Source organism: Blautia sp. AF19-1 (assembly GCF_003479155.1).
GTDB classification, from domain to species: domain Bacteria; phylum Bacillota; class Clostridia; order Lachnospirales; family Lachnospiraceae; genus Fusicatenibacter; species Fusicatenibacter saccharivorans.
Genome location: NZ_QUGQ01000002.1, coordinates 103483 through 115362, shown reverse-complemented (window position 1 = coordinate 115362; position 11880 = coordinate 103483). Strand labels below are relative to the sequence as shown.

The following is an 11880-nucleotide window of genomic DNA, read 5'->3' as shown; positions in this document are numbered from 1 at the left end:
GTCAACAAAAATTTTACCAAATTATTCTTTTGGGCAAAAATCTTTTGCCTCCTGTGGTTCCCATTTGCACACCTTCCGGTCATACGTAAGGATGCCGTTCGACTCCTCCTCGACATCGGTAAGCTGTGTGTAGACTGCTGCGGCAAGTCCCTGTTCTGTGAGTTCTCTTATCTTTTCTGCCAGTGCATCCATCGCTTTCTGGTACTGTGCCTGGTTCTGGTATGTGCGGTAGCCGAACGATTTTTCGGAGTAGAGATGCTCCTGTACCGGATACGTATAGCCGCCGTATTCAGAAAAAGCAAACGCGCGCTCCTCCGGTTTTACTTTTAACGGACGAAAGTAATTGTGAAGGCTCTTGATGTCCCCCGCTCCCTGATCGTACCAGCCGCTCGCGTGGTCGATCTGCCGCGTCAGATCGAGAGCGCGCACCATTTCTGTCATCTCCCTGGCATCAAACTGTCCCCATCCCTCGTTGAACAGAACCCAGAGCGACACGCACGGTGCATTGTAAAGCTGATGAACCGTCTCGCGGCACTCCCGCTTCCACCACTCTCTTCCCGTTTTTGAGGTCCGCGAAAAGAGCGGATAACAGTTATCCCTGAATTCCGTTGTCACAAACGGCAGTACGGTCGGAAGGTACAAAAGGAACGTCTGGATCGACCGGCCGCCGCCGTTGATCATATCCTGCCACACCAGCATACCGATATGGTCGCAGTGGGAATACCATCTTGCGCACTCAACTTTCAGGTGTTTCCGGATCATATTGAAACCGAGGCGTTTGGCCGTCTTAATGTCATAAACCATCGCCTCATCGGACGGCGGCGTGTAGAGGCTTTCCGGCCAATAACCCTGGTCGAGGACACCGTTCTGGAAATACGGCTTTCCGTTTAAGAGAAGACGCGTGATTCCTTTCTCATCTTTTCCAATGCCGAATTTGCGCATGCCGAAATAACTCTCGATGCGGTCTTCTCCCGCTTCAATGGAAACCCCATAGAGATGCGGATGTTCCGGGCTCCAGCCTGCAAAATTACCGAGAATCAGCTCCGCCTCGTTTTCTCTCGTCTCCCGGACGCAGATCACCTTCGCATCCGGCGCTTCGCTCTCCCGCACCGTAATTTTTTTCGTCAGTCCCGCATCCGGTCCGTTGAGGAAAACCCGTACTTTTACGCTCGCCGTATCATATTCCGGCGTGATCACGATGCGTTCCAGATACGTCTCCGGCACCCATTCCATCCAGACGCTCTGCCAGATGCCGCTCTGCGCGGTGTAAAACATGCCGCCCGGGGTAAGGCTCTGCTTTCCGCGGCCCTTCCAGTCCGTGTCCGTCTCATCGCGCACCTTGACGGCAAGCTCGTTCTCTCCCGTTTTGAGATACGGCGTAAGATCCACTGAAAAAGAAAGATACCCGCCGAGATGGCCTCCGGCACGCTTTCCGTTGCAGTAAATTACCGCATCCTGATCCACGGCGCCGAACTGCAGCAGCAGCCGTTTTCCGGCAGGAATTTTTGGAAGCTGAATCGTGCGGAAGTACCACAGATATTCTTTTGGAAGCAGCTGCCGCTTCACGCCGGACACATCGCACTCCGGGGAAAACGGAACGAGAATTTTTCCGTCCCGCTGTTTTGGCATTTTCTGCGTTTCCGTGAACGCATACTCCCACCATCCGTTCAGATTTGTCCAGTTTTCCCGGCGCATCTGCGGACGCGGATATTCCGGAAACGGGAGCTCTTCTTCCGGATTTTTCCCAAATTCCGTAGAAAGGCGGAATTTTTTTCCTTCCTTTTTTCCAATCTGTAATGCTTTGACCGCATTTTTGAAGTCCATTCTTTTCCCTCTTTTTCTGATTTTTATGATTGATAAAAGCGTGCCCGTACAAAATCCCGGACACGCTTTTGGTGTACTGAAAATCAAAGCGGATATTCACAATCCGGTTAGATAAACGCCAGCGTTTTCATCAGATACAGCCAGAACGTCAGCGTAAAGGCACTGCCGCACGTTGTGAGCATAACGGTGTTTGCCGTCAGACTTCCCTCATGACCCATATTTTTCGCCATGATAAAACTGCTCACCGTCGTTGCGGAACCCAGCATCACAAGGATTGCCACCAATTTTTCCTGACGGAAGCCAAGTATCACGGCGATCGGCAGAAAGACAGCTGCAAGACCGACCAGCTTAATCGCAGCTGCAGCAATCGACGGCCGGATATTCTTTGCCGCGCTCTTTGCCTCAAACGACGCCCCCATCGCAATCAGGCCGAGCGGCGTTGCAAGTACCGCAATATTCTGCACCGTTTTCTGCAGAATCACCGGCTTTGGAATGCGAAGCACCGACCAGAGAAGTCCTGCAGCGATCCCGAGGATAATCGGGTTTGTCACGATATTTTTCGCCGTCTTTTTCACAAAATCTGCCGTGATCTCCTCCCGTTCCGGACGGAATACTGCAAGAACGACAACCGCCATGATATTATACAGCGGCACACTGCTGATGATCATCAGCGGCGCCATGCCGGAATTTCCGTAGATATTCTGGATAAAGGCAATACCAAGGATCGCCGCACTGCTCCGGTACGCCGCCTGGATAAATTCGCCTCTTGCACTTCTCTCTTTTAAGAGATGGGAAAGTCCCCATACCGCAAGAATTGAGAGCAGTGTTGCAAAGAAGCAGAACAGAACGAATTTGATATCCCACACAGCGGAGAAATCAGAATCCGACAGGTCCTGGAACAGCAGCACCGGGAGTGCGATTTTAAACACAAATTTGTTCATTTTGCTTGTGAACGATTCGTCCAGAATACCAACCTTTCGAAAGAAAAGTCCCAAAATCATTGTCAGGAAGATCGGCATCGTCGCGTTCAGGCTGAAGATCAGATTACTCATACCAGTGTTTTTCCTGCCAGTACATTTTTATAATCTTCGTAGTTCTCTTCGAGAAGCTTCGGCGTATTCAGACCGTAGGGACATTTCTTCATGCAGGCGCCGCAGTGGAGACAACCTTCGATTTTCTTCATCATCGCCTGGCCGCGCTCGGTGAGCTGGTTGGCGGACGGGGAACGGCGCAGAAGCAGGCTCATGCGCGCGCAGGTGTTAATCTCAATGCCTGCCGGACATGGCATACAGTAACCGCAGCCGCGGCAGAAGTTGCCGGAGAGCTCTTTCTGGTCTTTCTCGATGATCGTCTTGATTTCATCCGTCATGGCAGGCGGACAGGCAATGTAGCTTAAGAACTCGTCCAGCTCTTTTTCTCTCTGGACGCCCCAGATCGGAAGCACGTTGTCGTACTGGTCTTCAAAAGCATATGCAGCCGCGGAGTTTGTGATCAGCCCGCCCGAGAGCGCTTTCATTGCGATAAAGCCGATATTTTTCTCTTTGCATCCCTGTACCAGTGCTTTCTCACGGTCCGTTGCCAGATAGCAGAACGGGAACTGCAGCGTCTCGTAAAGACCGGACTCGATGATCTCCTCTGCCACGCTCATGCGGTGGTTCGTGATACCGATGTGGCGGATTTTTCCCTGTGCTTTTGCTTCCAGCATCGCCTCATACAGGCCGGTTCCATCTCCCGGCTTAGGACAGAAGGACGGATTGTGGAACTGATAGATATCGATGTAATCCGTCTTCAAAAGGGAAAGGCTTGTCTCCAGATCCTTCCAGAAGCCCTCCACATCCTTTGCCATCGTCTTCGTAGAGATAAAGACCTTCTCACGCATTCCCTCAAACGCTGCGCCTAATTTTTCCTCGCTGTCGCTGTATGCACGCGCGGTATCAAAAAAGCGGATGCCTCCGTCATACGCTTTGCGCAGCAGATAAACAGCGTCTTCTTTCGTGACACGCTGTACCGGCAGCGCGCCGAAGCCGTTCTTGTTTACACAGATTCCTGTACTTCCCAGTGTTACCATGGACATACTTGTGTTCCTCCTTTTTCGCTTTCATTGTTTCAACTCATAGTCGGTATTTCACGGAGTCTGACATGTCGAAAATAGTTCGACTGTGACTTGCCTCATGTCAGTGGAGAATACCGATTTCTCTCCGCCCGCCACTGCCGTTATGTTTCTTTTAGCAATTCATCCCACCGCTTCAGAAACGGGGGACTTCTTGTCTACTGGTGTTAAAATCCGTTATTTCTATAGTATCACACTTTCTATCAGACGGCAAACGCGATTTAAAGAGGCAGGCACAAAGGGAAATACTTTCCTTTTATGTCTGCCTCTGAATATCATTTTTTATTTTACTTCTTTATAAAAGTTTACGCAGTCCGACGGATCATAATAGATTTTATTATCCGCAAGCAGCGTGGAAACACCGTTCTGTACTTCGATGATGCTGACCGCACAGTTGTACGGCACGCCGCCGTGCCAGAAGTCGTTCTTGTCTTCATAGACATTGCGCAGCAGCGCACGCATGCAGCAGCCGTGGGTGGCGATCAGGATCGTCTTGTCCTGGAGCTCCGGTTTTGCAGTCAGCTCATGATAGAACGCTTCTGCCCGGTCGCAGACCTCCTGGATCGTCTCTCCGTCTCCCGCCGGGCAGAAGTGGAACGGATCTCTGTAAAAATCGTCGAAGTGTTCAGACGGAATCTCAAAATTGTTTGCCCGGCATCCAAGCCCTTCCCAGGAGCCAAAGGAAAGCTCCATCAGGCGGTCGTCGGTCGTAAGCGGCACATTTCTGCCCGCAAGGACGAGCTCTGCCGTGTGCTTTGCGCGGCGCAGTGGACTGGAAATTCCAAGGTCAAACGGGATATTTTTCAGTCCTTCCGCCGTCACTTTCGCCAGACGGACACCATTCTCATTCAGCTCGGTGTCCGTCTGGCCCTGCAGTCTGCCTTCTACGTTCCACGCAGTTTCACCGTGGCGTATGATATAAAGTTTCATAAAAATCAGCCTCTCAGTTCGATGTTGAACTCATTCTGCAGTTTCTTGCAGATCTTCTCGACAAATTTCTGTACTTTTTCGAAGTCAAATGCTTCTTCCTTCGGTGCAAAGGTGACGGTGAACGCCATGCTCTTCTTGCCTTCCGGAATCTGGCCGCCCTCGTAAACATCGAACAGACGGATCTCTTTTACGTATTTGTTTGCCTCGCGGATACAGTTCTCTACATCGCCGCAGCTGATGTTTTTGTCCATGACAAATGCCAGGTCACGTTTCTCCTCCTGGAATTTGGAGATCGGCTGGAAGGTGCGTTTTTTGCCGTACCATCTGGAGAGCTCTTTTAAGTCAAGCTCCATGATGTAAGAGGAAGTACGCATGCTCAGCTCGTTCTGGATATCGTATGCTGCTTTTCCGAAGTATCCGATTTCTGTACCCTCGCAGAGTACTTTCACTGCCTGATACGGATGCAGGAAGGATTTCTGAACCGGCTCGTAGGTGAACTCAATGTCCATGCTCTCGGCGATGGTGTTGGCGATGCCCTTCATAGTGAAGAAGCTCTCGTTGTTTCCGAAGGTTCCGACGCAGAGAACTTTTCTCTCATCCGGGTAGGATGTCAGCGGCAGGGACTCCGGAATGTAGATGCTTGCTACCTCGAACAGTCTTCCTTCAAGGGTGCCCTGTTTCTCATTTCTGGAAATGGCATTCAGCATGGAAGCTGCCAGTGTGGTACGCATCAGGGACAGATCCTGGTTGATCGGGTTGATGATCTCGATGGCATTTCTCTCTTTTGCATCTGCCGGCAGTTTCAAGAGATCCAGATCTGCAGGGGAGAAGAAGGAGTAATGCATGCACTCGTAGATACCCATGGTGCATAAGGTATTCTTCAGTGCCAGCTCGCCTTTCTGCTCTTCATTGTAGCCGCCCATCGTTACCTGTGCAGCGGAAAGGAAGGTATCGGTTACGTGATCGTAGCCGTACATACGGATGACTTCCTCTGCCACGTCCGGATAGCGCTCGACATCGTTCTCTCCCTCCGGCAGCATATCCTCACGGTAAGCCGGAACCTGGATGGTCAGCTCATCGCCGTTGATTTCCGGTGCAAAGTTCAGGTTTTTCATAATGCGGAGAATCTCTGCTTCCGGAACTTCGATACCGAGTACGCCGTTTACTTTGCTGACACTGACGGTCATCGGAGTCGGATCGATGGAGTTTCCGGTGTTCACATCGAAATGGGTACGGGAAACTTTACCGCAGCCAAGCTCTTCCATCAGATGCAGCGCACGTTTCATACCAAGTACGGTTGAATACTCGTCCACGCCTTTCTCATATCTTGCACTGGCATCCGTCGCTTTTCCAAGCGCACGGGCTGTCTTTCTGACGTTGTCGCGTGCGAATTTTGCGGACTCAAACATAACAGCCTCTGTCGTGTCGCGGATCTCGGAGTTTAAGCCTCCCATGACACCGGCAAGTGCAACCGGTTTTACGCCGTCGCAGATCACGAGGTTGTTCTCATTCATTGTGTATTCCTGCTCATCGAGGGTCACAATCTTTTCATTTTCTTTTGCTCTTCTGACACAGATTTCATTGCCTTCCAGATAAGAGCAGTCAAAGGCATGCATCGGCTGACCGATCTCTTTTAAGACGTAGTTTGTGATATCAACCACGTTGGAGATTGCGGACATGCCGACGAGTGCCAGACGGCGTTTCATCCATGCCGGGGACTCTCCGATTTTTACATCATATACGTAATGAGCGCTGTAACGCGGGCAGAGTTCCGGAGCTTCCACGCGGACAGAGAAGCCTTCTTTTTCCACATCCGTCTCGGTGTAATCGGTTGCCGGCATTTTTAAAGGTTTTTCCAGCATCGCCGATACTTCTCTTGCGATACCGAGGATACTCTGGCAGTCCGGTCTGTTTGCAGTCAGGGAGATATCAAAGATCCAGTCGTCAAGACCTGTCAGCTCTTTGACATCTGCGCCAAGCTCGGCATCTTCCGGCAGAACAAGCAGTCCGTTGTAGCCTGCGCCCGGGTACAGATCCTCGGTAAGGCCGAGCTCCACGCCGGAGCAGAGCATTCCGCAGGACTCATATCCTCTTAATTTTCCTTTTTTGATGGTCATAACACCCTCGATGGTCTTATGATCTTTTGCTGTTGCATAAACAGAAGCGCCAGGAAGGGCAACCGGGAATTTTCCGCCGGTGTGCACGTTGTCTGCGCCGCAGCAGATCTGCATGGTGCCGTGTTCTCCTGCATTTACCTGGCACACATGAAGATGGGTCTCCGGGATCGGCTCGCAGCCCTCCACCAGACCGACAACAACGTTGCTGATGTCTTTTCCCACCTGATAACGCTCTTCTACTTCAAAACCGCCGTCGAACAGTTTTTTCTCCAGTTCTTCCGGGGTAACATCGATATCTACATATTCTTTCAGCCAACTTAACGGTACTAACATATTAAACCTCCAAATTCAAACTGTTTCGTCTTTATTTCTCGTTAATCTGATTTAAAACCCGCAGATCGGAACCGAATAACAGTTTGATGTTGTTGATTCCGTATTTCAGCATGGCGATACGCTCCAGGCCGATGCCAAAAGCGAAGCCGCTGTACTCTTCTGAATCAATGCCGCAGTTCTCCAGCACGCGTTTGTTTACGATACCTGCTCCAAGGACCTCGATCCAGCCGGTTCCCTTGCAGAGGCTGCATCCTTTTCCGCCGCAGGCGAAGCAGCTGCAGTCTACCTCAACGGACGGCTCCGTGAACGGGAAGTAAGATGGACGAAGACGTGTTGTCGTTCCCTCGCCGTAGATCTTCTGTACGAGTACGTCGAGCATTCCTTTCAGGTCGCAGAGGGTGATGTTTTTGTCGACAACGAGTCCCTCCATCTGATGGAACATCGGAGAATGGGTTGCGTCGTCATCAGACCGAAAAACACGTCCCGGGGAAAGGATCTTGATCGGCGGCTTTTTGTTTTCCATGACATGAATCTGGCCTGCCGATGTCTGGGTACGAAGCAGGAATTCCGGGGAGAGATAGAAGGTATCCTGCATATCTCTTGCCGGGTGATCCTGTGGTGTATTCAGTGCAGTAAAGTTGTAGTAATCGGTCTCGATTTCTCTTCCCTCGTATACCTCAAAGCCCATGCCTGCAAAGATGTCGATGAGCTGTTTGCGGATCAAGGTAACCGGATGAAGGTTTCCGATCGCTGTCTCTTCTGCCGGAAGGGTCAGGTCGATTTTCTCGGACTCATATTTCTTCTGCAGCTCGCGCTCTTTCATCTCCTCTTCCACTTTCTGGAAGCGGCCAAGCGCCCACTCTTTTAACTCATTGACGGATTTACCGTAGTTTGCGCGCTCTTCCGGGGCAATGTTTTTCATTTCTTTCATCAGCCCGCTGATCTTACTTTTCTTTCCTTCCAGATACTCGCTCTTAAATTCATACAGTTCTTTGGAGCTTTTCAGCTCTTCCAGTCCATTTTCAATCTTCTGTTTTAATTCAGACAGATGGCCGGTTAATACACTTTTTTCCTGCATTTGACTCTCCTACTTTCTTTTTCTTGCTTGTTTGATGGTAAATGTGAAAAACAGTCAGATACCCCGCTGCAAACAGCGGAGCATCTGATTTTCGTGGCAGTCGCCAAATATCCATGCAAGCATGGCTGTCTGGCTCGTTGCTCACAAAAAAAGACCCCGCCCCACAAAGGGACGAGATCTGAAATTTCGCGGTACCACCCTGATTTCTGCAGATACTTCCTGCAGACACTCATAACCGGTGCTGTAACGTACACCAAACGTCTGTCCCTACTTGCATTTCCAGTATCCTGCTATACGTTCCGGACATCTGCTCCAATGCGAAATTTGAAATATTCCTGAACCTGAAGGAGCTTGCAGCCGATGACTCCCTCTCTCTGGCGGAAAAAATATTTCTCTGAACATCTTCACAGCATTTTTCCTGTTAGATTATTTATAAAACTTTCATAAACAATATTTATTGTACCGTCTTGACCCCCGGATGTCAAGCCATTATTTTCCCGCTTCTTTATTCGTCTCTTTATTTTCCATAAAATGCTCGATCGCCGCGTTCTGCAGTTTCCGCAGTTTATCCTCAAAATACGCGTTGATCTCCGCGCCGATCAGAAGGATCCACATGCAGAAATACATCCAGATCATGATAAACACGATCATCGTCAGACTGCCGTACATATTGGACGCCGCAAGCGCGATGTCGAGGTACATGGAAAATGCAAGGGAAAAAATAGACCAGGCAAGGGATGAGATCAGTGCGCCCGGGCACTGGCTCTTAAAGCTCGCCTTCCGGTTTGGAATACATTTATACAGTACAAGAAACAGAAGAGCCAGCACGCCTGTCGTGATCAGGGTACGCATTCCCATGATAGAGGATGTCACACGCGCCACCATCGGCAGATGTTCCGTCAGCTTATTCTGAATGCGGGTTCCGAAGACCAGAAGCACCAGACTGGTGAGGAATGCAACGACAAATATCAAGGTATATGCCATGCCCCGCAGCCGGTTGATGATGTAATTACGTGTCTCTGTTACGTGATAAATGCTGTTCAGCCCATTTGTCAGCGCCGCAATGCCCTTTCCCGCCGACCACAGCGTTGTGATGATCGTAATCGGCATATAAGCAACGGACTGATAAAAGATCTCATTTACAATACCGCCCACGTAGCTCTGAAACTCCGTGGGCAGCATATTGATCAGAACGCTGTAAACATCGTCGCGCGTCAGCGGCGTATATTTTACAAGCGTAACAACCAGAAGAACAAACGGAATAAAGGAAAGAAGAATGAAATACGCACTCTGCGCTGCATAAGCACCGACATGGTCCTCATTCAGGCGCTTCATAAAACCGCGGATTGTTTTTATCATCTGGCAAAACCGCCTTTTCTTTGTTTTCGTGAATCTATCCCATTCTTGCACATATATCGTACTTCAGGATAGCCTACAAAGCATATCATACTTTTCTTTCCTTCGCAAGGGATTTAATTCCATTTCCGGTAATACCATGCGTAACCGCGTGCCGGAACCGGAACGCCGCGCAGAACACGTTTCTCGCCGGTAAACAGATCCTTCCAGGTGAACTCACCCATATCGATCCAGGCCGTGCGGTCTTCATTGCTGAAGTTAAAGAGACCCGTTACCATCTCATTGCCGGATTTTCTGCAGACACAGAGAAGCGCCGTATCATACGTTTCCTCGGTCCAGACATCCGCCTCACCCTCAAACGGACGGTATTTGAATTTCAGCTCCTCCATCTTTTTCATCGAAGCAAAAATCTGATTCTGAACCGTTCCTTTTTTCTCCTTCTGGGGCTCCAGATCCCAGCGGAAGTGGCCGCGGTGCAGATAACGGCTGTCGGCTGCGCGGTCAGAATCTTCACTCTCTTTGTAGGAATAATCGTTGACCTGGCCGATCTCATCGCCGCTGTAGATAACCGGAATACCAGACTGGATGAAAAGGTATGCGTTCAGCATCTCAATTCTCTGGATCGCCTGTTCGGTCTTCGCCTCATTCTGCTCAAAGCCTGCCGCCTCAAGTCCACACAGGGAAGCGGTTGTTCCGCAGAGACGCGCATCCTGCAGCACCGGATCGTCGTTATAGAGCTCTCCTCTTGCGTCGCTTCCCTCCACATAACCGCGGAAATAGTCATTCAGATATTTCTTATGCGGTGCCTCGGCGATGCCGAACTGTTTCAGCCATTCGTAATCGAGGCCCCAGCCGATATCATCGTGGCATCTCAGATAGTTCAGGAAGACATAGTCCTTCGGCAGTCTCGTCACAATATCCATCTGATGTTTCAGCAGGCGGGTATCCGCCGTTGCAACCGTGTGCCAGGTGGATGCCATCGTCGTTACGTTGTACAGCATATGGCATTCCGGTTTCTCGAGTGTTCCGAAGTACGGAACAACCTTTTCCGGCTCCATGACAACCTCGCCGAGCAGCAGAACGCCCGGGCAGACGATCTCGGTGATCATACGCATCATGCGGACAATGGTATGTACCTGCGGCAGGTTACGGCAGGTGGTGCCGAGCTGTTTCCAGATGTATGGAACGGCATCAATGCGGACGATATCGATTCCCTGGTTGACGAGATAGAGCATATTGTTTACCATCTCGTTAAAGACAACCGGGTTCGCATAGTTCAGATCCCACTGGTATGGATAGAACGTCGTCATGACAAATTTATGGCAGTCCTCTCTCCAGGTAAAGTTGCCCGGTGCCGTTGTCGGGAATACCTGCGGACAGGTCTTTTCATATTCGGACGGAATATCGTAGTTGTCGAAGAAAAAGTAACGGTCCTGGTACTCTTTTTCACCGGCAAGTGCACGTTTTGCCCATTCATGATCCTCGGAAGTGTGGTTCATAACGAAATCCATACAAAGGCTCATGCCCTGGTCATGGCATTTTTCAGAGAGGGCAGCCAGATCTTCCATCGTTCCAAGGGACGGCTGTACCGTGCGGTAATCGGCAACCGCATAGCCGCCGTCGCTTTTTCCCTTCGGCGTTGCAAGGAACGGCATCAGATGCAGGTAGTTGACGTTGCACTCTTTTAAATAATCCAGTTTTTTCTCAAGGCCGCTGATGTTATCTGCGAATGCGTCGATGTACAGCATCATACCGAGCATTTTCTGGCTCTTGTACCAGTCTTTCTGTTTTTCTCTTTTCCGATCCAGCGCTTTCCATTTTTTATTCCGCTCTTTGTACCACTGCTCCATGGCTGCACAGAGTTCCTCAAAGCGTCCCTGGCCGTTTGGATACAGCTCACAGTAGAGCCATTTCAGCTCGTCGTAGTGTTTTTCGAGTCTTCTCTGATATTCCACTGTCATGTTGTTTATTCTCCTTTATCTTATTCTTTATTTTGTCACATCATTCCGGTAACGGTAATTCTGTGTTACGTTTCTTCTCTTGCAGTATACCGTTGTGTGAATTATATGTCAACCGTTTACATACCATATTTTTCAACAAATTTCCGGCTTCTTCTTTGTCTTTTTTGCTAT

8 protein-coding genes and 1 other annotated feature are annotated in these 11880 nt (G+C 50.0%); all 8 genes read right to left on the bottom strand.

The window, feature by feature from the left end; all coding sequences use genetic code 11:
• Positions 1-21: 21 nt before the first annotated feature.
• Entirely contained in the window at positions 22-1824 is a 1803-nt protein-coding gene (locus tag DWX26_RS01640; RefSeq protein WP_118600606.1) for a glycoside hydrolase family 2 protein, read from the bottom strand.
• Between the two features lie 107 nt (positions 1825-1931).
• Positions 1932-2876, bottom strand: a complete 945-nt coding sequence (locus DWX26_RS01635; protein WP_022462279.1) for an AEC family transporter — start codon at positions 2874-2876, stop codon at positions 1932-1934.
• Positions 2873-3898, bottom strand: a complete 1026-nt coding sequence (locus DWX26_RS01630; RefSeq protein WP_022462278.1) for an aldo/keto reductase — start codon at positions 3896-3898, stop codon at positions 2873-2875. Before DWX26_RS01630 ends, DWX26_RS01635 begins: the two co-directional genes overlap by 4 nt.
• Positions 3899-4216: 318 nt before the next feature.
• Positions 4217-4864: a histidine phosphatase family protein gene (locus DWX26_RS01625; protein ID WP_022461826.1), complete on the bottom strand. Its 648-nt coding sequence runs from the start codon at positions 4862-4864 to the stop codon at positions 4217-4219.
• A gap of 5 nt (positions 4865-4869) precedes the next feature.
• Entirely contained in the window at positions 4870-7314 is a 2445-nt protein-coding gene (gene pheT / locus DWX26_RS01620; RefSeq protein ID WP_055226441.1) for a phenylalanine--tRNA ligase subunit beta, read from the bottom strand.
• A 31-nt stretch (positions 7315-7345) separates the two neighbouring features.
• Complete coding sequence (pheS, locus tag DWX26_RS01615; RefSeq protein WP_022461828.1) at positions 7346-8392, bottom strand: phenylalanine--tRNA ligase subunit alpha; 1047 nt, start codon at positions 8390-8392, stop codon at positions 7346-7348.
• Positions 8393-8556: 164 nt separating this feature from the next.
• Positions 8557-8809 (bottom strand) — a binding site (T-box leader).
• 72 nt (positions 8810-8881) lie between these two features.
• Positions 8882-9751, bottom strand: coding sequence for a YihY/virulence factor BrkB family protein (locus tag DWX26_RS01610; RefSeq protein ID WP_055226442.1), 870 nt, complete (start codon positions 9749-9751; stop codon positions 8882-8884).
• Positions 9752-9864: 113 nt separating this feature from the next.
• Positions 9865-11709 (bottom strand): alpha-amylase family protein, encoded by a 1845-nt coding sequence (locus DWX26_RS01605; protein WP_118600604.1) that lies wholly within the window; start codon positions 11707-11709, stop codon positions 9865-9867.
• Positions 11710-11880 lie beyond the last annotated feature (171 nt).

What these genes read in the sequence shown, in the direction of transcription:
- DWX26_RS01640 (WP_118600606.1), bottom strand. Translation starts at nt 1,824, where the DNA reads ATGGACTTCAAAAATGCGGTCAAAGCATTACAGATTGGAAAAAAGGAA.
- DWX26_RS01635 (WP_022462279.1), bottom strand. Translation starts at nt 2,876, where the DNA reads ATGAGTAATCTGATCTTCAGCCTGAACGCGACGATGCCGATCTTCCTG.
- DWX26_RS01630 (WP_022462278.1), bottom strand. Translation starts at nt 3,898, where the DNA reads ATGTCCATGGTAACACTGGGAAGTACAGGAATCTGTGTAAACAAGAAC.
- DWX26_RS01625 (WP_022461826.1), bottom strand. Translation starts at nt 4,864, where the DNA reads ATGAAACTTTATATCATACGCCACGGTGAAACTGCGTGGAACGTAGAA.
- pheT (WP_055226441.1), bottom strand. Translation starts at nt 7,314, where the DNA reads ATGTTAGTACCGTTAAGTTGGCTGAAAGAATATGTAGATATCGATGTT.
- pheS (WP_022461828.1), bottom strand. Translation starts at nt 8,392, where the DNA reads ATGCAGGAAAAAAGTGTATTAACCGGCCATCTGTCTGAATTAAAACAG.
- DWX26_RS01610 (WP_055226442.1), bottom strand. Translation starts at nt 9,751, where the DNA reads ATGATAAAAACAATCCGCGGTTTTATGAAGCGCCTGAATGAGGACCAT.
- DWX26_RS01605 (WP_118600604.1), bottom strand. Translation starts at nt 11,709, where the DNA reads ATGACAGTGGAATATCAGAGAAGACTCGAAAAACACTACGACGAGCTG.